Source organism: Planctomycetaceae bacterium (assembly GCA_041398825.1).
Lineage (GTDB): Bacteria > Planctomycetota > Planctomycetia > Planctomycetales > Planctomycetaceae > F1-80-MAGs062.
In genome coordinates this window covers 850,312-874,262 of sequence record JAWKTX010000001.1, presented here as the reverse complement: position 1 = coordinate 874,262, position 23,951 = coordinate 850,312, and the positions used below count along the sequence as shown (strand labels likewise).

At 54.3% G+C, this 23,951-nt stretch carries 16 protein-coding genes; 8 read left to right on the top strand and 8 right to left on the bottom strand.

The genetic code is table 11. The features are described 5' to 3' along the window. Positions 1-40: 40 nt before the first annotated feature. The 5 genes from R3C20_03110 to R3C20_03090 all read right to left on the bottom strand — a co-directional run bounded on the left by R3C20_03110 (position 41) and on the right by R3C20_03090 (position 7,444). Positions 41-883, bottom strand: a complete 843-nt coding sequence (locus tag R3C20_03110) for a prepilin-type N-terminal cleavage/methylation domain-containing protein (protein MEZ6039468.1) — start codon at positions 881-883, stop codon at positions 41-43. Between the two features lie 100 nt (positions 884-983). Beyond that, on the bottom strand, positions 984-2,228 hold the full coding sequence (locus R3C20_03105; GenBank protein MEZ6039467.1) for a type II secretion system F family protein: 1,245 nt from the start codon (positions 2,226-2,228) through the stop codon (positions 984-986). 246 nt (positions 2,229-2,474) lie between these two features. Continuing rightward, positions 2,475-4,181, bottom strand: a complete 1,707-nt coding sequence (locus R3C20_03100) for an ATPase, T2SS/T4P/T4SS family (protein MEZ6039466.1) — start codon at positions 4,179-4,181, stop codon at positions 2,475-2,477. Positions 4,182-4,272: 91 nt separating this feature from the next. Beyond that, positions 4,273-5,385 (bottom strand): type IV pilus twitching motility protein PilT, encoded by a 1,113-nt coding sequence (locus tag R3C20_03095; protein MEZ6039465.1) that lies wholly within the window; start codon positions 5,383-5,385, stop codon positions 4,273-4,275. Positions 5,386-5,752: 367 nt separating this feature from the next. Then, a complete protein-coding gene (locus R3C20_03090; protein MEZ6039464.1) occupies positions 5,753-7,444 on the bottom strand; it encodes a GspE/PulE family protein in 1,692 nt (563 codons plus the stop codon). Between the two features lie 609 nt (positions 7,445-8,053). Between R3C20_03090 and mraY the strand changes: the two genes are divergently transcribed. The 5 genes from mraY (at position 8,054) to R3C20_03065 (ending at position 14,201) form a co-directional block, all read left to right on the top strand. After that, positions 8,054-9,046, top strand: coding sequence for a phospho-N-acetylmuramoyl-pentapeptide-transferase (gene mraY / locus R3C20_03085; GenBank protein MEZ6039463.1), 993 nt, complete (start codon positions 8,054-8,056; stop codon positions 9,044-9,046). Between the two features lie 226 nt (positions 9,047-9,272). Continuing rightward, positions 9,273-9,617, top strand: a complete 345-nt coding sequence (locus R3C20_03080) for a DUF3467 domain-containing protein (protein MEZ6039462.1) — start codon at positions 9,273-9,275, stop codon at positions 9,615-9,617. 339 nt (positions 9,618-9,956) lie between these two features. Further along, the gene (locus R3C20_03075; protein MEZ6039461.1) at positions 9,957-10,604 is read left to right on the top strand and encodes a DUF3467 domain-containing protein; all 648 of its coding nucleotides are present in this window, start codon (positions 9,957-9,959) and stop codon (positions 10,602-10,604) included. Between the two features lie 288 nt (positions 10,605-10,892). After that, on the top strand, positions 10,893-13,151 hold the full coding sequence (locus R3C20_03070; GenBank protein MEZ6039460.1) for a hypothetical protein: 2,259 nt from the start codon (positions 10,893-10,895) through the stop codon (positions 13,149-13,151). 33 nt (positions 13,152-13,184) lie between these two features. Beyond that, positions 13,185-14,201, top strand: a complete 1,017-nt coding sequence (locus R3C20_03065) for a glycosylase (GenBank protein ID MEZ6039459.1) — start codon at positions 13,185-13,187, stop codon at positions 14,199-14,201. Positions 14,202-14,337: 136 nt separating this feature from the next. Here R3C20_03065 and R3C20_03060 read toward each other — a convergent pair whose 3' ends face one another. Then, positions 14,338-14,973, bottom strand: a complete 636-nt coding sequence (locus R3C20_03060) for a peptidylprolyl isomerase (GenBank protein ID MEZ6039458.1) — start codon at positions 14,971-14,973, stop codon at positions 14,338-14,340. Positions 14,974-15,407: 434 nt separating this feature from the next. Here R3C20_03060 and R3C20_03055 point away from each other — a divergent pair, with 434 nt between their 5' ends. From R3C20_03055 to R3C20_03045, 3 genes are all read left to right on the top strand, one after another. Continuing rightward, positions 15,408-16,424 carry an aspartate carbamoyltransferase catalytic subunit gene (locus R3C20_03055; protein MEZ6039457.1) on the top strand — a complete coding sequence of 339 codons (1,017 nt, stop codon included), beginning with the start codon at positions 15,408-15,410 and terminating at the stop codon, positions 16,422-16,424. After that, a complete protein-coding gene (locus tag R3C20_03050) occupies positions 16,421-17,707 on the top strand; it encodes a dihydroorotase (protein MEZ6039456.1) in 1,287 nt (428 codons plus the stop codon). Before R3C20_03055 ends, R3C20_03050 begins: the two co-directional genes overlap by 4 nt. 103 nt (positions 17,708-17,810) lie before the next feature. Further along, positions 17,811-18,437, top strand: coding sequence for an SET domain-containing protein (locus R3C20_03045; protein ID MEZ6039455.1), 627 nt, complete (start codon positions 17,811-17,813; stop codon positions 18,435-18,437). A gap of 270 nt (positions 18,438-18,707) precedes the next feature. On the opposite strand, the gene R3C20_03040 is transcribed toward R3C20_03045, so the two are convergent. Beyond that, on the bottom strand, positions 18,708-20,213 hold the full coding sequence (locus tag R3C20_03040; protein MEZ6039454.1) for a DUF1501 domain-containing protein: 1,506 nt from the start codon (positions 20,211-20,213) through the stop codon (positions 18,708-18,710). A 33-nt stretch (positions 20,214-20,246) separates the two neighbouring features. Beyond that, positions 20,247-23,879, bottom strand: a complete 3,633-nt coding sequence (locus tag R3C20_03035) for a DUF1553 domain-containing protein (GenBank protein MEZ6039453.1) — start codon at positions 23,877-23,879, stop codon at positions 20,247-20,249. Positions 23,880-23,951 lie beyond the last annotated feature (72 nt).

Below are 23,951 nucleotides of genomic sequence, written 5' to 3'. Positions count from 1 at the left end.
TCAGTTTTTACACAAAGACTCAGTGAAGAACCGTGGCCAACTAGTTCAGCGTACCATTGCTGAAATTGGCGATGTTGTCGGCTTCTGTGACTCGATTTCCGCTCAGCTCATCGCCCGGGGCATAGGTCGGTGTGATCGGTGTCGCAGGACCAAAATCACCATCAAAACCTGGTGAAATAATCTGGTGCGAATCGCGATTCCACGGTTTCAGGTTACCGTCCAGATAATGCCCGATCAGTGGCGAATAACCCTGACCGTTATTACTGGAAGCGTAGTGATAGGGTTGCTTCTGGTCAGCGATAGGATCCAGGTACTCGAACATGCCATCCGCATCCTGATCGACCAGTCGACCAACACTAAAATCCATGTAGCGTGGTGTTCGCGAGGTGCTGGTCGTTGAAAACGGGGCGAGGGGATTTGCCGAAAAACCCACAACATCCCCACCTGAAGGAACGCCACCCAGGAAAAACACGAGACACTCAGAACCACTGAGTTCAATCAGGTCAGTCGTATCCCCATCGTTGTTCAGGTCCGCAGCTCCGAATGGGAATTGCGACCAAAGTCGACGCAGGCGACTCCGCGAATCCTTCAGCTGCTTATCGATCGCTGGTGACGCGCTTGCCCAACCACCCGATTCATCGAACAGGATGAAGTCCCACGGTTCAAGTCCCCCAAAATCAGACTTGAACTTCGAGATGGCCGTTTCAAGTCTGGTGATATCCGCAACGACTTCAGCAACACGAGCCGCTCGCCTCGCACCACTGATTGCCGGAACCAGCAAGGCAATGAGAATGCCAAGGATCACGATAACAACCATCAGCTCAATCAGCGAAAAGCCGGATCGGCGTTCTGGCCGGTTTGTTTTTTTTGTCAGGCGTCTCATTGTTCTGCATCCAGGACAAAGGTTAGTACCAGTTTTCAGATCTGCACCATCCGGGAATGACGAAAGCCAAAACCCACGCGGCCCCATCTGAACACACTCTCTATGCCAGGTCGTTCAACAGCTTGATCAGCGGAAGGAACAGGGCGATTACGATAAAGCCGACGATCAAGCCCAACACAACAACCATGATCGGTTCCAGCAGGCTCACAAGACTTTCAACCCTGACTTCCACTTCTTCGTCGTAGACGTCCGCAACCTTGTAGAGCATGTCGTCCAGAGCACCAGTCTCTTCACCAACGTCCACCATGTTGACCACAAGGTCATCAACGATCTTCGATTCCTTCAGCGGAACAGCAATGGTTTCCCCTTCGCGAATCGCCGCATAGATATTGTCAAATGCTCTCACAAACACCGCATTGCCAGCGGTATCTCTGGAGATGATGAGCCCTTCAAGAATGGGAACACCAGAAGCGATCAACGTTCCCAGAGTTCGGGTCACTCGGGCGATCGTGCCGATATGCAGGATCTTCCCGACAAGCGGTATCCGTAACGAACACCAGTCGACCACGTACGCTCCCGTCTTGTTCTTCTTCACAATCTTGATGAAGATGAAGAAACTCAAAGGCCCCACGATCAGAAAGTACCAGTAGTCCATCATCCAGTCAGACATATCGATCAGCATCACCGTCATGGCTGGCAGATCTGTGTCGAAGTCTTCGAAGATCTTTTTGAACTTCGGAATAATGAACATCATGATGAACGACACAATCCCCACAGCGACGGTGATCACCGCCGCGGGATAGATCATGGCACCAACGATCTTTCGCTTCAGGGACTGAGCCTTCTCTTTGAATTCAGCCAGACGCTGAAGAATCACTTCCAGCGCACCGCCGGCCTCACCAGCCCGCACCATGTTGACGTAAAGATTATCAAAGGCCTTCGGCTGCTTTGCCATCGCCTCTGACAACGTATTGCCGCCCTCGATGTCTTCCACAACATCGATCAATGCATTCCTTAGCGCACCAGGCTTACACTGGCCTTCGAGAATGCGCAGACTTCGAAGGATTGGCAACCCCGCATCCTGCAGCGTCGACAACTGACGCGTGAATGTACAAAGCAGTTTGGGCTTCACACCGCCAAGCGTGAATGTCTTGCCCTGCTTCTGAGTCGACTTGCCCTTCTTGGCGGGAGTCGACTTCTTCTTTCTTTCTTTTTCGCGAATCTTCGTAACATAGAAGCCCTTTTCGCGAATCATCGTCTGGGCTTCGGCCTCCGACGGCGCCTCGATCGAGTCTTTCACTTCAAGACCCGAACTGTCCATTGCTTCATAAGTGAAGGTTGGCATACCGTTCTCTCCCGAAAGTTTCGGCAACTGTCGAGGCACTCGCCCCGACAACACCCAGCAACTCCGAAACTCAGCAATTCATCAACAGGATGTATTGCAACCAGAACAGAGAAGCAAAGGACGCGCCGGAATTTCAAATAATCCCTAAAGTGTTTACATACTGCCAGTTAGACACAATAAGTGTGTCTCATCTATAGCGTCTGCTGCAGCGTGTATGTTTCTGCTGCAGCAAAACAACACACACAGCTATTCCACGTCTTCCATAATGGTTTCGCGAACGATCTCATCGATCGTTGTGAGTCCGTCGAAGATCAGTTTCAAACCCGCTTCACGCAGCGTCGTCATCCCCTGCGAACGAGCCATATCCCGAATATCATCTGCCGAAGCTTCTGAACCGACCATGTCACGAATCTCGTCGGTGACCTCAAGCAATTCGTAAATTCCGATTCGCCCCTTGTAGCCGGCATTGTTGCATCTTGCACAACCTTTGCCGTAATAGAACTTGTACTTGCGTGCCGTCTTCAAGGGCAGCTGAAGTTCCATCAGGAGTTCATCCGAAGGCTCAAACTGAGTTCGACATTCCGAACAGATTCGACGCACCAGCCGTTGTGCCAGGATGGCCTCCACGGTCGCGGTGATCAGAAACGCCGGAACTCCCATGTCCCGCAGTCGCGTGATCGCACTCGGGGCATCGTTCGTGTGCAATGTGCTGAATACCAGGTGCCCCGTCAGTGAACTCTGCACAGCAATTTCTGCTGTTTCATAGTCTCGAATTTCTCCCACCAGAATCTTGTCCGGGTCGTGACGCAGGATGGCACGCAGAATACTCGCGAATGTCACGCCCAAATCCGGATTCACCGGGACCTGAACAATGCCATCGATGTCGTACTCGATCGGGTCTTCGCTGGTAATGATCTTCGTGCCAATATCGTTCAATTCGTTTAACGCAGAATAAAGCGTTGTCGTCTTTCCACTACCCGTTGGACCAGTCACCAGCATGATGCCGTTTGGTCGGGTAATGATCTTTCGGAAACGGCTCAGCGTTAATGCATCCATCCCGATCTTGTTCAGGTCCAGCGCAACAACAGTCCGGTCCAGAACTCGCATCACCACAGATTCACCGAACAATGTCGGCAGAACGGAAACGCGAAGGTCGACAGCGTTCCCGCCCACATTCAGCTCAATTCGCCCGTCCTGAGGAACTCGGCGTTCGGCGATGTCCAGATTGGACATGACCTTGATGCGCGACACGATCGCATTGGCAAGATGGCGAGGCGGAGGCACCATTTCATAAAGCACTCCGTCTGCTTTGACACGGATCTTGAATTCATCTTCGAACGGTTCGAAATGGATATCGCTCGCCTGATCACGAATGGCCAGCAACATCACCATATTCAACAGCTTCTTGATCGGAGCCGAATCCGACATCTCCTCGGCCGACGCCAGGTCGTATCCCCTGACGCGTTTGTCGTCATCTTCCTCACTCTTCAGTTCGCCGATGACATCTTCGATGGATTCTTCACGTTCGGCGTAATACCGGGTGATGGCGGCATCGACATCCGACTGCGACGAAACAGCTCCGCGAATTTCCAGATTCAACAAGTTGCGAAGGTCGTCCAGCGTGGCCACGTTCTGCGGGTCAGCCATGGCGACCGTCAGCACGTTGTTCTTCAGCGAAACAGGCATAATCTTGTAGATCTCTGCCATCGCCTGCGGAACCAGCTCCAGAACATTGGAGGCGACATTCGTCTCCTCCAGATTGACAACAGGCATTCCCCATTGCTGCGCAAGCGCCTCTGTAACCTGAGCCTGAGTGACCAGTCCCATCCGGACAGCCACCTGACCAATGACCTGACCAGGGCTTGCCTTCTGCTCTTCAAGAATATCCCACAGCTGATCATCATCGATGTAGCCGAGGTCAATCAGAATTTGTCCAAGCTTACGCTGTGCCATAGGTAGCAACCATTTGTCTTGCGTCGTAGAAATTTCCTGCCGCGATCAGGCAGCAGCCCGACCGTTCGGTTCCCCTGCGAACGACAGAATCTCACTCGTCATCGTCATCATCATCTTCGTCATCATCAAACACGCCGCGTTTCGCACGCTCAATACGAGCTCGCAATTCACCAGGGTTGTTTGATTTCGCGATCACATCACGTTCTTCACAGAGCCCGTTCTTCCACAGGTTGAATAAGGAATCATCCAGCAGAATCATCCCGAATTTACGCCCGGTCTGAATGGACGAATTGATTCGGAATGTCTTGCCCTCACGAATCAGGTTGGAAATCGCGGGGGTCACCACAAGCATTTCATAAGCCGCCACAAGACCCTTGGGTTTACGAGGCAGGAGCGCCTGGCTCAGAATCCCGATGATCGCATTCGCGAGCTGAGTACGAATCTGTTCCTGCTGATTCGTTGGAAACACGTCGATGATACGGTCAACCGTCCCCTGTGCACCCGTTGTATGCAGAGTACCGAAGACAACGTGCCCGGTCTCAGCAGCCGTAATGGCCGCAGAAATGGTTTCCAGGTCACGCATTTCCCCCACCAGAATCACGTCGGGGTCCATACGCAACGCCCGCCGGAGGGCTTCCGGGAAACTCGGAACGTCCACTCCAATTTCACGCTGGTTGATCGTGGATTTATGATGGTCGTGGTAGTACTCGATCGGGTCTTCCAGCGTGATGATGTGATGATCCATGTTATGGTTCATCCAGTTGATCATGCTCGCCAGACTGGTGGTCTTTCCTGACCCCGTCGGCCCCGTGACCAGAAACAATCCGCGAGGACGCTGAATCAAATCCCGAATGACAGGCGGCAGCCCCAGCTGCTCGAACGTCAAAAATTCATTGGGAATTCGCCGCAACACCATCCCGATCATGCCGCGCTGTTTGAAGACAGCCACACGAAACCGGGCTTTATCCCCGAAGGCGAAACCAAAGTCCGTCCCGCCCCGCTCCTGAAGCTCCTGCTGGTTGCGTTCCGGAGTGATGCTCTTCATCAGGTTGGACGTGTCTTCGGCATCCAGCGTCCGCGTTTCCAGACGCACCATGTGCCCGCCCATGCGTACGACGGGAGGCTGGCCGACAGTAATATGAAGATCGCTGACTCGCTCTTTGACAACCGTCTCAAGCAATTTGTCGATCTGAAATGAACGCATAAATCTCTCCGTATTCGCAACAACCCCACCCCGCTCACCAGAAATTCCAACATCGTGCCGTCGTCAGCCCGTCAAAAACGGCGCACCGACTTCCCAACTGAAGCCGTAGTGAGCCTCAGACTCCCTGAGAAACAACGATGTAAGAACAGAAACAGTGAACTATAAAAACTGCCGAAAGCAGAGTGGATCGATGCGACGCCCGAGGGTGAACACGAAAGGAATAAAACCCAAAAGAACTGCGGGTTGTGATGTAAGACCGATAGGCGTCGAAGAGAGGAACAGCACGCGGCGAAAAAATCAGATCCGCGTCCCGTCCGCACTGACATCTTTGCCGGATTGGTGCTCCTCATCAAATTTCCGGACAAAATCAATGGCCACCCTTCGAAAGTTTCAGCACCTCTGACAGCGAAGTCATGCCTTCGTACGCTTTGTCCTTTGCATCCTCAACAAGTGTACTCATGCCCAGCAATCTGGCCTGACGGCGAATGTTCTGGGCCGGCTCGCTATTGAAAGCCATCTCTCGCAAAGTTGTGTTCATCGTCATCAATTCGAACACCGCTCGGCGACCCTTGTAGCCTGTATGCTTGCAGTTAGGGCACCCACGACCACGAACCCACTGCCCCTCTTCCAATTCCTCCGGAGTGATATTGAAGCTCTCAACCTCCTCAGGAGTTGGTTGGTACGGCTCCTTGCATTTCACACAAACCACCCGCACCAGACGCTGAGCCAGAACCGCCATTAGTGAACATGCGACCAGAAATGGCTGGACCCCCATGTCAATCAGGCGCGTAATAGCTCCGGGCGCGTCGTTCGTATGCAGCGTACTAAAAACCAAGTGTCCAGTTAAACTTGCCTGAATTGCCATCTCACCGGTCTCGGTATCTCGAATTTCCCCAACAAGGATCACGTTCGGTGCCTGACGGAGCATCGCCTTGATGATTCGAGCGAAGTCCAGGCCGATACTGTGCTTCACCTCCACCTGATTGATCCCGGGCAGGTAGTACTCAACCGGGTCCTCCGCTGTGATGATCTTTCGGTCGGGACGGTTCAGTTCACCCAAAGCACTGTACAGCGTCGTCGTCTTTCCGCTTCCCGTTGGACCGGTCACAAGAAAGATCCCGTTCGGGCGACGAATGATGTTCTGAAAGGTTCGATAGTTATCCTCTCCAAACCCCAGGTTCCGAATGCCCACCTTGATGTTGTCACGATCAAGGATACGCATGACCACCGCCTGGCCATGGTTCGTCGGAAGAATCGACACGCGCAGGTCGAACTCCTTGGAGCCGGATCGCGTCTTGATTCGGCCGTCCTGAGGTCGGCGTTTCTCCGCGATATCCATTCTGGCCATAATCTTGAAACGCGAAACCAGTGCAGCCAGCAGTCGACGTGGAGGACTATCACGTTCCATCAACACGCCGTCGATTCGGTAGCGAATACGCACCCGATCCTCAAACGGCTCAATATGAATGTCGCTCGCCCGCATCGCGACGGCTTCCGAGATGATCAGATTTGCCAATCGAATGATTGGAGCACTGTCATCCTCGTCGCCCGCTAACGCCTGAGCAGCCTCCGTCTTTGTGAAGTCAATCTGGGTTTCAGTGAATTCACTGATCATGGAGTCCACAGATTCGGTTTCGGATTGCCCATAGTGACGGTTGATTGCCCCCTGAATCGACTCCAGCGGGGCCATCACAGGCTTAATCTCCCGATTCAAAACAAACCGCAACTTGTCAAGAACCTCAATATTGTTGGGATTCGACATCGCAATGACGACAGCATCACCGTCAATATCCGTCGGAATGACAACATTCTCTCGGGCCATCGACTCCGTCACCATCTCGATGATGCTGTTGGGAATCTGCAGACCCTCCAGTTCAACATATTCGTAGTTGAACTCGGCAGCCTGTGCCCGTCCCAGGTCCGCCCCAGAGATATAACCAAGGCGCACAAGAGCGTCTTCTGTCGGAATCCCCAGGTTGGCAGCCATGCTTCGCGCTTCTTCGAGCTGCGATTCACCGATCGTCCCGTCGTCGACAAACCGTTCGAGCCAGTCAGCCATGATTATCTCCACAGATTAGAAGAAGCGATCCGCCAGACCATTGCAGCTTGATCCCCTCACCCAGGAACAACAAACCGTGTATCCATCGAGCATTGCGGACGTTGATTTTGAGTACAAACACGCAGAACACTGTTACACAATCGATTCAGTCTTGGGTGAGATGTCATCAGAAAGCACTCACCTTGTTCAACACCACCAGAAAAACAGTAAATCCGTCAGACTCAGCGCCCGGTCACGCCGAGTTTTCTGCCTGAGCAATTCCGGACGCTCTGCCGAATTCCATTGATTCAAATATGACGGCAGAAAGCACAAAATACACGCAGGCCGAACTATTGGTCGACAAAAGATCAGGTCCCCCGCTCATTATCCGTTGAAAATCAAACCTGCATCACACCCGGTGTCAGCAGAAACCGATCAGCCGGCTTTCCCGAAGCATCGATCCTTCGCTGAACCATCCGGTTTGATTTTCCCGAAAGTCTCTCAGAGACCGTATATTTTGCCTTGATTCTGAAGTTTCACAAGCACCAACACAAGCCAGTCGCGAATCGGATCCCATCCTGACAGCCGCCCGAACACCCAACCACAACATCGACCACCAGCAGCGATCTCATGCCACTGCCTGAATTCACGTTAACTGTTCGATCTGCCGCCGCCGCGGCCACTGCTTGTGGTGTGGTTCTGCTCGCGGGGAACACGACCGTTGAGTTTCTGGCAAAAAACCTGAGAGAACGGGTGGTCAGTGATTCGGTAGAATTGAACAGACGCCATGCCGCAAAGCAGGGAACGCCGACAATGGGAGGGCTGCTCATTGTTTTCGCCCTGACAATCTCGTGCCTGATTTGGGCAGATTTGAAGTCGGCCCCCGTTCGGATTGGATTGCCAGCCACGCTGGCCATGATGTTTCTTGGAGCCGCTGACGACTTTTCGAAAGCGAAATTGCAGAAGAAGGGTGTCTCTGGAAAACTGCGGCTCATCATCGAAGCGGTCTGCGCCATTGTGTGCGGTATCGCAATCGCAGAACACTCTTCCATCAGCCTGCCCTCCGCATGGGCAGAGATTGCCTGGATCGCCTTCGTTCTTGTGGGCTCGATGAATGCCGTAAACCTGACTGACGGACTGGATGGCCTCGCAGCCGGTTGTTCTGTTGTTTCAGCAACCGTTTTGGCAATCATTTGCCTCAGTTGCGCGAATGCAGCAAGGATTTCACCCGAAATATGCCGACTTGGACCTCAAAGTGCCGAGTTCTCGATCGTGTCCGCTTCTCTGGCAGGAGCAATGTTGGGTTTCCTGCAGTTCAACCGTCATCCAGCACGCCTGTTCATGGGCGACACCGGCGCTTTGCCGGCCGGATTTATCCTCGGGTTTGCGGCGATCGTGAGCGGGCGTGAATTCCTTTATGCGTTCGTGGGAGGCGTCTTTGTTCTGGAAACCGTTAGCGTTATCGCACAGGTAGCATGGTACAAGAAGACTCGCAACAGGCTCCTTCTATGCAGCCCTTTGCACAATCATTTTGTTTTCCGGGGCGTCGCGGAGCGAAAGATCGTCGGCTCATTCTGGATCCTGGCCCTCGTCCTGGGACTCACCGGCCTCGCAATGCGATAACCCGCCCCTATTCCAGCCAAACACACCAGTTAACCAAAACCCCCAGGGCAAGCTTACAAAGATCCACTACAAAAAAACTGAAGATATTGCCGGAATTTCGTCATCCTGATATAAGCGGGTGACGCGAGGCGTCCTTAACTCGTTGCGAGAATGTCGGCTTTGAACCACTCAAACTGAATGATTCGGGCCTGTTGAATTTCAGAAAAAGTGAATGGGAGTAAAATCGGTGAGCGAAGCAAATGAAGGTACACCAGCGTCTGAAGCACCACAGCAACAGCAGCAGGTTCAGGAAGTTGTGGTCGATGATTCTGGCGCGAACGCTGGTTACGCGAACTTCTGCCGAGTTTCAAGTACTCCGGAAGAACTGATTCTGGACCTTGGTCTCAACCCAACGCCATACGCAACTGGCAAGGTTGACGTAAAGGTCAATCAGCGAATCATCCTGAATCACTTCACAGCCAAGCGTCTGTGGAGTGCCCTCTCCATGGCGTTGCAGCGTCACGAACAGGCATTCGGAGTTCTGGAAACTGACGTTCGCAAGCGAGTGAAGATTCAGAGCCCTGAAGGCTAATGCCTTTGGCGTGAGATCCAATCAGCGATCATGACGGGCCACAGATTGACTGTGGCCCGTTTTGTTGCGTGGATCCGTTTCTTCGTCGAGCAATTGTGTTCGTGACTGATGTCGATAGACTGATGGTTATCGGATATAGCCAGCCTATGATCTGAGGATCACTGCAGAAACAATCCCCTGAGTCGTGCAGACAGCAACTTCCAGAGTCGAACCCGGCCATGCCCGGAATTCCAAACTTCAGTCTTCTCGCGCTGCGTGCTGCATTCGGCAATCTACCAATCATTTCGGTTGTTCACCATTTCATGGGACAACGGACCGCTTTTGCGAAGCTGCCCAAAGATGACCAGTAATTCACATCCCGAGGGAACTCCTGGAGACGACGGCCCACAAAGTCAGGAGATCCGGCACAGCCAGATCGGGGCGCTGGTCCCGGCAAATGTGGCCAGAGGCACATTCAGCACGGGAGCCGTTGTCCTGCAGGGTCAGCACGAATTCATCGTGGACTTTTTACTTCGGATGCAGCAACCGCAGCAGGTCGCCGCGAGAATTGTCATGCCACCCGGCGTCGTCGCGCAATTCATTCAGGCTCTTCAGGACAATCTGCGCAAGTACGAGGAACGATTTGGGGAGATTCCTCCGGCCAATAATCCCTCTCCGCCTCCCGGCGCGCAACGTCAGTCTGCCCAGGATTTGTACGACATGCTGAAAATCCCCGAAGATACAATGTCGGGGAATTATGCAAACGCTGTCATGATCGGGCATACCGCAACTGAATTCTCGTTCGACTTCATTACAACATTCTTCCCGCGTTCGGCTGTTTCGCAACGGGTCTTTCTGGCCGCGCCGAACGCCAAAAGATTGCTGGAATCGCTGAACCATTCTTTCGGACAGTTTCAGCAGCGTTTGCAGAATCCTCCGGCACCGCCGACGCCACCAGATACGTGGAATGCCGATCAGGATCACCACGACCCGGATTCGCTGCTCTGATTCTCCCGCAGAAGCGATCGCGAATCATGATTCTGTTCTGCGGAATGCTCGGGGCCAGAACCCGCTTGTTCCGGGCAGGAAATCAGGCAATTGCAGGATCCGACCCCAGGGTTTCAGCGTTCCGTTCGAACTGACCATTGACAGATTCCATCGCTGCCGGGGCATTCTTTCCCTCATCCTCACCGTCTATACTTATGTCCCGTGCATCGGTTTGAACGGACGGATGCGCTGATAGCATCCCATAACTACATCACTTCCCGCTCATTTAAGAAACGTGGAGCGGAGACAATGAAACTCAAACTTAGCCTACCCATTCTGTTGCTGAGCCTGTTTACGGCAACCCCCACTGTACTCACCTGCATGGCGCAGGAGCAGGGCGTTGACGACCCTAAACGGTTTGGCCGATTCATCACGGTGACGAGCCCCATTGACGACCGAATGGTGAGTGAAATCACCAACCTCGCCCTGAAACTGGAGTCGCAGGCCGAACGTGAACAACGCGAAGGTGTTCTGCTGCTGGAGATTGAACCTGGACTCAGCAAGTTTGGTCAGGTTCGGGACCTCGCAAAGTTTCTGACGTCGGCCGATGTCTCACGGATTCATACGGTGGCCTGGATTCCCAGGTCCGTGGATGGCACCAACGCGATTCTTGCGCTGGCCTGCCACGATATCGTGATGGGACCGGATGCATCACTGGGCGACTTCGGTCGCGGTCAGGCTCTGGAACCCGACGAACAAAATTTCATCCTCAGCATCGTGGATCGACGCCGAAATGGTCGACTATCCCGCGGCGTCGCAAAGGCCATGATGGCGCCCAATCTTTCATTAATGCGGGTCACTGTTGAGGACAGCACCGGAAAGACCGAACATCGTTTTCTGACCGAAGACGAAATGCGCATACTTCAGGATCAAAACGTTGTGATTTCCGGCACTGACCGCATCAAGGAACCGGGAAGCCCTGGCTTCTTCAATGCAGACGATGCAGAGCAAGCTGGCTTTCTGGTATCAGCGGTGCGAAAAAACCGCCGTGAAGTGATTGCACTTTACAAGCTTCCCATGGAGGCCATGCGAGACCAGAACAAAGGCAGTGCCGAAGTCAAAGCCAGGGTCATCGCTGTCCACGATATGATCGAACCAATCCTCGGTGAGTTCGTCCAGCGGGAAATGCGAAAGGCGATCGCGGATGGCGCGAATCTGTTGATCTTCGATATCGATTCGCCAGGCGGTTATCTGCATACCAGCGAAGAACTCGCAATCTCCATTTCGGATCTCGATCCCAAAAAGATCACCACAGTGGCATGGATTCGCAATGACGCAATCAGTGGCGCTGCCGTAACAGCGCTCGGTTGCGACCATATTGTCATGCACCCCGAAGCAAAGATTGGCGATGCTGGGGTTATTCAGGAAACGGCAAAAGGCGGCGCCTTCGAACGAGCAGAAGAGAAGATTGTCAGTCCCTTTCTGCAGTTCATGGCCGATCTTGCGCACCGTAAGAATCGTCCGGTCGCGGTGCTTCAGGCCATGGTGGATAAGGATCTGGAAGTCTTTGAAGCCACCCACACAAAAACCGGACAGGTGACCTGGATGTCTCAGTTCGAACTGGATGATTCAAACGGAGAATGGGTGAAAGGCAATGTGATTCCGGAATCCCGGCCGGGCATTCTTCTTACCCTGAATGGTCAGCGTGCATCAGAACTTGGGATTGCCGATGCGCCATGCGAAGATCTTGATGAACTTCGTCAACGATTCGGAGTACCCGATGATGAGCCGCTTGTGGTTGCCCAACGAACCTGGGTCGACACGTTTGTATGGCTGCTGAATACACGATTTGGCGGATTCATGCTGATTACCATCGCCATCATCTGCATTTACATTGAATTACATGTTCCAACGGGATTCTTTGGCATTGTTGCAGCCATCATGTTCTCGCTGTTTTTCTGGAGCCGCTTTCTCGGCGGAACCGCCGGTACTCTGGAACTGGTGTTGTTTGTCCTCGGGCTCGTCCTGATTGCAATGGAAGTGTTCGTGATTCCGGGCTTTGGAGTGTTTGGCGTTACCGGAATCCTTCTTCTGTTTGCTTCTCTGGTTATGGCGAGTCACACGTTTGCAGGGATGACAGCCGGCGAATCGTTTGAAGCCTCGCTCGAAAGCCTCGCCTCGCTCGCTGGTGCCCTGGTGACCGTCGTGGTCGTTGCCCTGCTGCTCAATCAGTTTCTTCCCTCAATTCCGTTCCTGAAGAACCTGATCCTTACCCCGCCCGGCTATGCCGCATCTGCATCCGGCGCACCATTTCTGAAACGGTCACTGGCATCGTCGCCATTGTCACCAGACACTCCGGTGCAGCCCGGCCAGATCGGAACGGCGGCATCAATGCTGCGGCCATCCGGAAAAGGTCAGTTTGGTGTTGACTTTGTCGACGTGGTCAGCGACGGCGGCTATATCGATCATGGATCAACAATCGAAGTCATCCGCGTTGCCGGAAATCGCATCATTGTGCGTGCTCTGGATTCCGGCGGCGAAACCCCGCCTGTGGACTCAGTTGGCTGATCGAGTTCCCCTGCAACTGAAAGTCATGAGACCATGGTTTTTGTATACGGCTCTCGTTCGGTACTGATCTTCGCCATTCTAGGCATCGCATCGGCATGGCAGTCGACAGTAAACGCCCACGATGCCCCTCGCTGCGACAAGCTCGAAACTACCCATTGTCGTGAAACAGAGTCCGACGGCAAGACTGCTGCAGATGATGTGATCTCGCTGCCCGAGCACCTGACACACTGGAAGGCCGCTTTGAAGCAGCCTGTTTTTGAAGGCAGGGCAGGGCACTGGGATGCACTCATTCGGGAACGCGGCTGGATCGTCCGTGACGGGGAAACCTGGCGCCTTTGGTACACCGGGTATAATCCTGAAGTGCAACCCGTCATCAATCGACTTGGATATGCGACCAGTGCTGACGGAATTCACTGGACTCGACATTCCGATCAACCTGTTCTCGATGACGTCTGGGTTGAGGACATGATGGTGGTCCGCCATGAAAAACGCTGGCTCATGTTCGCCGAGGGTCTTGACGATCAGGCGCAGCTGCTGACCTCGGACGACGGAATCGAATGGACACGCATTGGCCCGCTGGACGTGCGACTGTGCAGCGGCCAGCCAATTCCCCCCGGTCCCTATGGCACACCGACCGTCTTTCAGAAAGACAACGTCTGGTATCTGTTTTACGAACGACGCGATGCCGGCATCTGGCTGGCGACCTCAACAGATCTGAAAACCTGGACCAATGTCAGCGATGAACCTCTGATTCTGCCGGGACCAGATGAATACGATCGGCTCATGGTTGCCATGAACCAGATCATCGAAATCGATGGGACTTACATCGCCGTGATGCACGGCACCGGCACAGCGCAAAAACCCCGAGACTGGTGCACAACATTTGCGGTCTCGAGAGATCTGCGAAAGTGGCAGAAATATCAGGGCAATCCCCTGTTGCCCATCGCTGACAACAAATCCAGCGGACAACTCGTCTTCGACGGTCAGCAATTTCGACTCTACACCATGCACGCCCGAATCGACCTGCATGTGCCAACCGGAAACAAGTGACTCGCAACACCTGACCAAGCGATTCCGGTCAGGCTCGGCTCGCCCCCCCGGCGAGGCAGGCACAGTTTGAAATACGAGACAGCCACCCGGCAAGAAATGCCTCACCGGGGGCTGTTCAATTGTCGGTCGGAGCAGATTATTCGGCCGCTGGAACGATGGTCGCTTTCCGGATGTAATCCAGTTTCGGAAAACGAGCTTTCAGATACGCATTGCCCTCGGCGGTAATGCGGCCCTGATTGGGGCTCTGACCATATTCGGAATTGATTTTGTCCACGACGTCCATCCCTTCCACGACCAGCCCGAACGGAGCGAAGCCCATCTGATCCAGCCGTGAGTTGTCGTCGAAATTGATAAACAATTGCGTCGTACGTGTGTTAGGGCCGGCTGTTGCAAAGGTCAGGTACCCGCGTTTGTTGCTCTGAGTTACGGGATCGTCTTTGATTTTTGCAGTTGTCCATTTCGCCTGAACGGCTGGATCGGCATTTAATCCAAACTGCACGACAAAGCCCGGGACGACGCGGAAGAAACCAGCCTCGTCGAAGAATCCAGCCTGAACCAGTTCATGAAACCGGTCCGCGCCGACTGGAGCCCACGATCGTGTCACTTCAACAACAAAATCTCCCCTGGTGGTTTCGAATTTCACCTTAAACTTTTCAGGGCTGGCCGCGGCAGACTGAGGCGTGGTGACCGTTTCGTCTGCCGTACCGGTGAGTGGAAGGACGCTCAGCAAACAAACGCATATCATGGAACGAACAGCAAATCTCAGAGACATAGATTCAATCCTCTTGTGACTGGAATCGGTTTTCAGAACCAGAATCGATGACATGAATGCACGCTGGGGCAGGGACCGTACCGTTTTGGCTCCCTGTTTTACATGTGCAATCGTGTGCCGTGAAATTCTGGTGCGGGAATTTATCTTCAGTGGTCGAGTCTAAAAGGATGTTCGAACAACTGCCACTCATTCGGGAAACGAAGTTGATAGCGAAATCGATGTCCGGGTTTGAAGTGAAGAGATGGTGAGTGATAAAGGCAAGGTGGTCTCAATCATGCAAAACCCCTGGCCTTTTGGGTTTTCATTCCGCTCTTCGTCCCGCATGAATTGCAGTTGTGATTGTGCTGAATTAGATTCGCTTCGCTTGGGAGTGGCGCTTTCTGAGGCGGTCCGGGAAGACGGCTCCATGGGCTTGCGAGCGGCTCGGGGACACAATGCTCTTGTCAGAATTGCCCATGACGGGTCCGTGGGGCGAACGGCATCTGCTGGGACTGGAAAAACTGTCGGCAGATCAGATCCTGACGATCCTGAATCTGGCCGATCACTTTGATCGCGTTACCAGCGGTGGGTCAGGCAAACTTGATCTGCTGCGTGGAATCGTTGTCGCGAATCTGTTTTTCGAAAACTCCACGCGTACGAAAACAAGCTTCAACCTTGCGGCCCGAAGGCTGGGCGCGGATACGGTCGACTTCCACGCCAGCACCAGCAGCCTTTCCAAGGGTGAAACGTTTATCGACACCGCACTCACCATCGAAGCCATGAGTGTTGACCTGGTTGTGTGCCGTCATCGAACGCCGGGAGCCCCACACCTGCTGGCTCGTCATCTGCAGGCCGGCGTTTTAAATGCAGGCGACGGCACTCACGAACATCCGACTCAGGCCCTGCTGGACATGCTCACCATTCGTCAGCGACTTGGCCGTATTGAGGGACTGACCGTCGCACTCGTCGGTGATATCCGGCACAGTCGCGTCGCGATGTCCAATATCCATGGATTGCTGAAGCTGGGAGCCCGAGTGATTGTCTGCGGCCCGGCAACGCTGATTCCTGCTGAAATCACGCGACTGGGAGTCGAAGTCGCCTACAACCTGGACAAGATTCTTCCGGAAGTTGATGTTGTGAATCTGCTGCGAGTTCAGTTCGAACGACAGCGAGGAGCTTTCTTCCCGTCGATCCCGGAGTACGCACACTTGTTTGGGATGAATGGAGATCGGATTCGACGCGGTCGAAAAGAACTTCTGGTGCTGGCGCCGGGGCCGATTAATCGCGGGGTGGAGCTAACACCGGAAGTAGCCGATGGTCGGCATTCTGCCATCCTGCAACAGGTTTCGAACGGGCTGCTGGTGCGAATGGCATGTCTTTCTCTGCTGGCTCGCGAAGCGATGGGGACAGAACGGCCAGTTGCCGCGGCCGCACGCAACCGCTCCCTGAACGAAAAGGGAGGTGTGGCATGACAACGACGCTCATCCGAGGCGGCCGCGTCATTGACCCGGCATCCGGGCAAGACGCCATCGCCAATGTCCTGATCGAAAACGGGCGTGTGACCGAAATCAGTGTGAATGCCGGTGAAGGTCGCCCGGAAATTGACATCATTGACGCCGCAGACCACATCGTTTGTCCAGGTTTTATTGACACACACGTCTCTCTCCGCGAACCCGGCTTTGAAGAAGACGAATGCACAATCACCGGCACAGCGGCAGCTCTCGCGGGTGGATTCACCACGATTGCGGCAATGCCCGACACAGATCCGGTCGTCGATAATCGCTCGTCGGCCGAATTCATCCGATTGCAGGCCGACCGAGCCAACAACTGCCGGGTTTTTCCTATTGGGGCTGTCACAAAAGGCAGCAAAGGATTGGAGCTCGCCGAAATCGGTCAGCTCTGCGAAGGCGGAGCGGTTGGATTTTCGGATGGCAAGCTGCCAATCGCCAACGCAGAAGTCATGCGTCGGGCTCTTGAATATACCCGGATGTTTGACCGTCCGATCCTGCACTTCGCCATCGTCCCCGAACTTGCTGACGGCGGTGTGATGCACGAAGGCTTCCAGTCGACGCGACTTGGCCTTCGTGGTGTTCCGGCCGCCGCTCAGGATATCATGACCGGGCGCGATATTGCTTTGGCGGAATTGACCGGCGGCCGCATCCACCAGATGTGCGTGACAACTCGCGATGCCGTGGAAAGGATTCGCATCGCCCAGTCTCGCGGGATTCGCGTTTCAGCAGATGTCACTCCCCATCATCTGCTCCTCGCAGACAACGTCATGGAATCGTTCGATACACTTTATCGCTGCAATCCACCGCTTCGTTCAGCCGACCACATCGCGTCATTGATTGAGGGTCTGAAAGACGGCACAATTGCTGCAATCTCAGCCGATCATCAACCGCTGGCCATTGAGAAAAAAGCCGTTGAGCTCGATGTGGCCCCGCCGGGGATCTGTGGGCTCGAAACACTCCTGCCCATCTGCATACAGGCATTGATCGAGCCGGGGCATTTAACGTGGCCCGAACTGATTGCCAGACTCACCACCGGCCCGGCCGCTGTACTCGGTCTTGATCACGGCAAGTTACAGACAGGGAAGGCCGCAGATATCACCATCATTCAACCGGACGTCCGTTGGACAATTTGCGCCGAAGCCTTTCATTCGCGAAGCCGAAATACTCCATTCGATCAATGGCAGGTTCGAGGCCGGGTTGTCACCACAATGGTTAATGGAATCATCCGTCATCGCCTGCCCTGATGAACTCTACCAATCCTCGGCTGAGTTACCCGTACCCGGATGCCAGCCTCCGGATTCAGCAGGGTTGCTGAATCGTTTCAACTCCCATTTTCAGGCAACATAAATGCCCACTCGCCAAAGTCCTATGATTGAAATCCGCCGCACCCGATCCAAGGGACGCGGCGTCTTCGCGACACAATTCATTCCCAGAGATACCGTGATTGAAATCGCTCCGGTCCTTGTTCTGCCTGCCGGCGAAGTTCTGGACGATACGATTGAGAGCGTCTTATCGCATTATGTCTTTGAATGGACAAAGAAAACCGTTGCCGTCGCGCTGGGCTATGGGTCGCTTTACAATCACTCCTACACCCCCAACGCTCGCTATGAAGACCGACCGGGACAAATCAAGGCCTACATCGCTGTTCGGGATATCCAACCCGGTCAGGAAGTAACGATCAATTACAACGGCGATGAATTCTCCAAAGAGCCTGTCTGGTTCGATGTTGTGGAAGAACCCCCGGAGTCTTCAAAGAACAGGACAAAGGGCAGCAGCAGGAAAACAACTGTGGCGTCCGCTCGTGGTCAGAAGAAATCCACGAAAGCATCCGCCACGGAAACAAAAAGCAAACCACAGGTGACGACAGCGAAAACACCATCCGCTGCCCGAACGACTCGGCGGAACAGTGAAAGAAATCTGACGCCCACACTGGCAAATGACAGTAAGACGAAGGCCCGTCGGACGTCCAGCTAGCAGACTGTTGAAAAACGGGACTGGCTCAAGCAGGAGACCTTAAAACAGGACGGTTTACAGCCGTCAGCGTGACGGTCCCGATTTTTCAACGGACAGCTGGCAGGCCATAGAAGAACCACGCAAAAGGCATCCCGAAGCGTTCGCAGGGGACGTTTTCACGGACATTCGCTGTACGGCGATCCCGCGCTGACGCATTGGGTTCCGTTGCAACGTCCAGCCAGCGAACCATCACAGACCTATCTGTCTGGAACGCGAAGGGCCAGCAGTCCTTCACGTCAGGATTTCATGGATGGGATGCCCGTAGTCAATCTCAAGCCGCTTTCTCCCGGGTATTTCCAGTTGACGATTATCCAGCCCCAGGAGATGCAGAACAGTGGCGTGCAGGTCAGTGACGTAGTGCGCATTCCCCAGGGCATGATAGCCCAGCTCGTCAGTTTCTCCGTGCACAAAGCCTTTTCGAATGCCCGCTCCAGCCAGCCAGATCGTAAATCCATTCGGATGATGATCGCGTCCATCTTTTCCGCCACCTCGTAATTCCAATCCTGGTGTACGGCCGAATTCGGTACAAAATACGACAGTGACGTCCTCCAGAAGTCCCCGCTGTTTCAGATCGGCGATCAGTCCAGCCACCGGAAGATCAACCGTGGCACATAACCGGGTGTGATTGTCCTTCAGCTTCTGATGAGAATCCCAGGTACCGTAATCAGATGGGTACACCTGCACAAAGCGTACACCACGCTCGACCAGTCGTCTGGCTGCCAGCAATCTTTCTCCTGCCACTTTCGTCGCGTCGTTATCGAGGCCATACATCGCGCGTGTTCCGGCCGTTTCTCCGGTAAAACGGATCGCCTCAGGAACAGCGGCCTGCATACGGAAGGCCAGTTCGTAAGCGCGAATTCTGGCGCGCAGTTCCTGGTCCTCGGGATATTCGACGGCTGTCAGTTCATTCAGGCGGTTGATCAACGCATATTCGCGCTGTTGTTCATCCAGAGTCTGATCCGCAACACGCTGTCCAAATGGCAATGGGTTCTGGGGATCGAGGGTCACCGGCACTCCGGAATATGCAGGTCCCAGATAACAGGCGTCGATTGACTGACGCGTATCCGAGCGAGTCGGGCCTCCCAGCACCACGAACTGAGGCAGGTTTTCATTCAGGCTGCCAAGACCATAGCTGGCCCAGGCTCCTATGCTGGGCTGAGGTTCATCCAGCCGGTGACGTCCGGTGTGAATCTGATTCTCAGCCGCGTGGTCGTTGTCTGTCGTCCACATGTTTCGCACAAAACATAAATCGTCGATCTGTTTGGCCAGGTGAGGCCACCAGTCCGTCATCTCGATCCCGCTTTGACCATGCTTTCGCCAGCCCACCTGCATTGGAAAAATGGTCGGATAGACGTCCCGAACGTTGATTTCTTCGGCTGCAACAGAACGAAATCGCTTCTTCTGCAAGGGTGAATTGACCGGATTATCAAACGGCGTGGCATCGAAGGTCTTCCCCGCAAATTGATTCAGCGCCGGCTTGGGATCGAAAGTTTCCAGATGGCTGTACCCTCCTGAGAGGAAAATCCAGATGACGGACTTCGTCTTCGGCGTCGACATCGTCGGCGGCTTCATCGCCCCCGGGGAAACAGCCTGTTCGTCTGCTTTCAGACGCCCGTCGCGAGCCAACATGGCCCCCAGCGCCATTCCGGTGAAGCCCATGCCAAAGTCAGCCAGGAACACTCGACGCCCCGAATGACTCTGCGAACACACAGGGCAATGACGGTACGAAATCGGCATAAGATTACCTGCAATCAGAATGGCCAGGCGGATTCATCGAATGGTGATAAAGTCGTTGTGATTCAACAAGGCTCTCACAATACTCGACATCGCCCGATGCCGGGCTGCTGTGACATCCTGCGTTGTGACATCCTGCGTTGTGACATCCTGCGTTGTGACTGAAGCAGCCATCACCTGCTGCTCGTAAACCTGCTCGCAGAGTTGTAATTCTGCGGGCGAAGCAGGACGCGACAAGATCTGCAGAAACAGGTAACGAAGGCACCGCCGGATGATCGTTTTCTCATCACGCCGATCACCGTCAGATGGATCACCTGGATCATTCTTAACTGGCAGATCTGATACAGCAGCCCTGGAGAAAACTTGCTCAGCCAGAGTGGTTGATAAGTCATGCATCAGCTGGCTGTTGGTCAGTGCCAGCGCCTGCTGAGGGATGATTGTCCTCGAACGCCGGTAACAATCACCGGGATTGGGAGCATCAAACAGCTTGCCAAGTTCACTCTTGCCATCGTTTTCGGGATTGCAGCTGTAATAAAGACTTCGACGGAAGGTCGTCAGTGCCTGATCATTTTCAAGTTCCTGGCCGCCGATCGTCAGATCAAGTTTTCCTGCGCACGAAAGCAGGCTGTCTCGTACCACCTCAGCCTCCATCCGTCCTGCATTCATGCGCCACAGCAGCCTGTTTTCCGGATCTGCCGCGGATTCCTGGACAGAATTCCCCGCAGAAGAGCTGCGCCGATAGGCGTCACTTGTCACGATCAATCGGTGCAGCGACTTCATGCTCCACCCGGATTCCATAAACTCGACCGCCAGCCAGTCGAGAAGTTCCGGGTGGGTCGGTTTTGCTCCGTTTCTTCCGAAGTCAGATACCGAAGCCACAAGGGGTGCATGAAAGTGTCGCAGCCAGATGTGGTTAACTGCAACACGTGCCGTCAGCGGGTTATTCCGATCTGTAATCCACTTCGCGAGCGCCGTGCGACGACCGGTACTGGAGGTCGGATACTGAACGCCAAAATCCGTATACTCATGAGCAATCTCAGGATCCTGTTCCGCCTGCTCAGCCGCGTTGAACTCCTGTTGTGCGTTCACAAGGGACTGCTGAAAAGACTCAATCTGCTTTTGACGGCTTTCTGCGTCATCAGGCAAGAGCTCTGCTTCGGTGAGCGAAGTTTCTGCTGCCAGCACGGCGACTCTGGCATTAAGAGCATTTGCTGCCCGCTCCTTCCGGGCAGCCTGTTCAGCCAATTGCGCGACCAAGTCAGCGGACAGGGGTTGTCCGGAATCCTGATACTTTGCACGTTCAGCGGCCACTCTGGCATTGATACTTTCAATTTCACAGTTGGCGGCCTTGATCTGTGACTGGTGTAACCGTTCCGGATGCTGCATACATCTCAGGCGTCGCAGAGCAGACTGAACCTTCGCGGCGGCGGCACGCAGTTCGACATGACTTCCATAGGTCGTCACCATAGATGTCGCCGGCGCAGTGCCAATGGTGGAGACTTTCCAGCCACGCATGCCCACCACATCTCGATCCGTCTGATAGTCCGGAGCCTCGAAGTTAATCGTCAGTATGTCGCCGCGGAGCAAATCGTCCGAAGTGCGGGGCGATGCCGAAGCGAGGTTGCGAGGAGAGGTGATAAGGATGTCATCGACCAGCACAACGCTTCCAGTACGAGCATCAAGAAAAATGGCTTTGGTCGGATCTCCAACCGGATTCCATCCGTTCAACGCCACTGGCACGGCATCCACAAGAACCTGGCCATCAGGTTCTGAACGGATTGTCAGATCACATTGATCCGCTGCCTGAAGAATCACCAGCTCAATCACAAACTGAGACTGTCCGTTGCCAAAGTCGTAAGTGCCCACCTGGAACTCGGTGAAGGTGGCCGGACGATATGCCATGATCCGCCCGGCATCGAAACCCACATAGCCCGCGGTCAGTCCCTTCTCAGCATCTTTCGCCAGCTGAAAATTGAAATGCGTGTCCGTTTGCAGGCGACACCGAAATGACAGTTTCGAACCTTCTGGCAGGTGCTTCACATCGGACAGGGTATTGAAGAGAATTCTGCGCCCCGTGCCGGCATCCAGCAGAAGCGACTGCTTACCGGAAATCACCGGAGCCCGCCCGTCCTGAGTCGCACTGTTTGCAGCGTCCTGCAGTTCCAGCTCTGCCAATTGTGCCTCGCGTTCCAGACGTGCGATCAGGTCCTGTTTAACCTCTTTTTGTTCATTCAGCTTGATTTCAGCATCTCGAATGATGTTGTGCTGTTCCTCAATCAGCGATTCGATGATGGATGGACGCAGGCCCGGATACCATGCCGTCAGAGGCAGGTCCACAGGCTGGATCGTGATTGCAGAATCCGACAAAATGTCAGGAACTCCCGGCGATAATGATCCTCGCTCAGTTTCACGATTGCGTTCATCGCCCCCCGTGTAAAACCAGGTCGGAGCATCCGGCGTCTTATCAAAAACTCGCACGGCCCCGAGGCGCACAACCTTTCGCAACGGACCGGAATACACATAGTCCTGAAAAGGTCCCGGATCGGCTTCGCCTGGAACGCGATCCTGGCGAACATCGATCGGTTCAAAAAACGCTCGCAGGCGAAAGTAATCGTCCTGTGAGATGGGATCATATTTGTGATCATGACAGTGGGCGCAGTTAAAGGTCAGGCCCAGAAATGCCTTGCCGGTATGTTCAACGTTGGCTCTCATCCAGTCATTGGGATTCAGGGCATACCAGTTACGAATCAGGAATCCGGTCGCGTATCCGGCCGAATCATTTTCCGGTGCCACCTCATCGCCCGCCAGCATCTGCTGAATCATCTGGTCGTAGCCCAGGTCTTCGTTTAAGGACTGCACAATCCAGTCGCGCCAGCGCCAGATCTGAGGAGCGCTGTTCCAGACATCCGGCACGTGTCGACGACCATACCAGTCGCTGTACCGCCAGACATCCATCCAGTGGCGACCCCATCGTTCGCCGTAACGAGGATCCGCCAGTAGTCGATCCACAACGCGTTCCCACGACTGTGGATGCCGGTCTTGAACAAAGGACATGACCTCATCATATTCTGGTGGAACACCGATCAGATCGAGGTAGACGCGGCGCAGCTGAAGGTGCGGTTCGGCGGGCGGGCGGGCCTGCAGACGTTCCCGCTGTAAACGCGACAGGATAAAGGCATCCACAGCATTTTGCGGCTGTTCCATGTTGCCATCGATCGACGGAATCACCCGCTGCAGGGGCTTTTGAAATGCCCAGTGGTCAGTCGGTTTCGCTTCTGGCTGTTCAACCAATGGTGATCGAGCACCTGAGTCAATCCAGCGCCGCAAGACCTCGATCTGGTCGTTCGACAGCGGAGGCCCGTCGGGAGGCATGCGTTCGGAAGCATCTGACGCGGTCACACGGTCAACGATCAGACTGTCTGCGGCATCTCCAGCGATGATGACGGCTCCGCTAACGCCCCCCGACTTCATCAGGTCGACCGTATCCAGTCTCAGATTCGCCTCCTGCTTCAGGGCACCATGACACGCAAAGCAGCGATTGCGCAACAATGGCTTGACGGTCTGTTCATACGCCACCAGTCCGCTTTCATCAGCGGCTCCCGCAGGCGAAAGAAAAGTCAGTGTTCCGCCGGCAACAGCGATCGCATAAACGAACCAGATTGTTCTCATCGAAAACCCCTGATTCAGACCTGGTGATTTTCCCTGAAGTAGTGACCGGCCCGGCCGATCGGGGCAACTTCA

Coding starts and splice junctions, on each gene's coding strand:
- R3C20_03110 (MEZ6039468.1), bottom strand. CDS start 883: ATGAGACGCCTGACAAAAAAAACAAACCGGCCAGAACGCCGATCCGGC.
- R3C20_03105 (MEZ6039467.1), bottom strand. CDS start 2,228: ATGCCAACCTTCACTTATGAAGCAATGGACAGTTCGGGTCTTGAAGTG.
- R3C20_03100 (MEZ6039466.1), bottom strand. CDS start 4,181: ATGGCACAGCGTAAGCTTGGACAAATTCTGATTGACCTCGGCTACATC.
- R3C20_03095 (MEZ6039465.1), bottom strand. CDS start 5,385: ATGCGTTCATTTCAGATCGACAAATTGCTTGAGACGGTTGTCAAAGAG.
- R3C20_03090 (MEZ6039464.1), bottom strand. CDS start 7,444: ATGGCTGACTGGCTCGAACGGTTTGTCGACGACGGGACGATCGGTGAA.
- mraY (MEZ6039463.1), top strand. CDS start 8,054: ATGCCACTGCCTGAATTCACGTTAACTGTTCGATCTGCCGCCGCCGCG.
- R3C20_03075 (MEZ6039461.1), top strand. CDS start 9,957: ATGACCAGTAATTCACATCCCGAGGGAACTCCTGGAGACGACGGCCCA.
- R3C20_03070 (MEZ6039460.1), top strand. CDS start 10,893: ATGAAACTCAAACTTAGCCTACCCATTCTGTTGCTGAGCCTGTTTACG.
- R3C20_03065 (MEZ6039459.1), top strand. CDS start 13,185: ATGGTTTTTGTATACGGCTCTCGTTCGGTACTGATCTTCGCCATTCTA.
- R3C20_03060 (MEZ6039458.1), bottom strand. CDS start 14,973: ATGTCTCTGAGATTTGCTGTTCGTTCCATGATATGCGTTTGTTTGCTG.
- R3C20_03055 (MEZ6039457.1), top strand. CDS start 15,408: ATGCTCTTGTCAGAATTGCCCATGACGGGTCCGTGGGGCGAACGGCAT.
- R3C20_03050 (MEZ6039456.1), top strand. CDS start 16,421: ATGACAACGACGCTCATCCGAGGCGGCCGCGTCATTGACCCGGCATCC.
- R3C20_03045 (MEZ6039455.1), top strand. CDS start 17,811: ATGCCCACTCGCCAAAGTCCTATGATTGAAATCCGCCGCACCCGATCC.
- R3C20_03040 (MEZ6039454.1), bottom strand. CDS start 20,213: ATGCCGATTTCGTACCGTCATTGCCCTGTGTGTTCGCAGAGTCATTCG.
- R3C20_03035 (MEZ6039453.1), bottom strand. CDS start 23,879: ATGAGAACAATCTGGTTCGTTTATGCGATCGCTGTTGCCGGCGGAACA.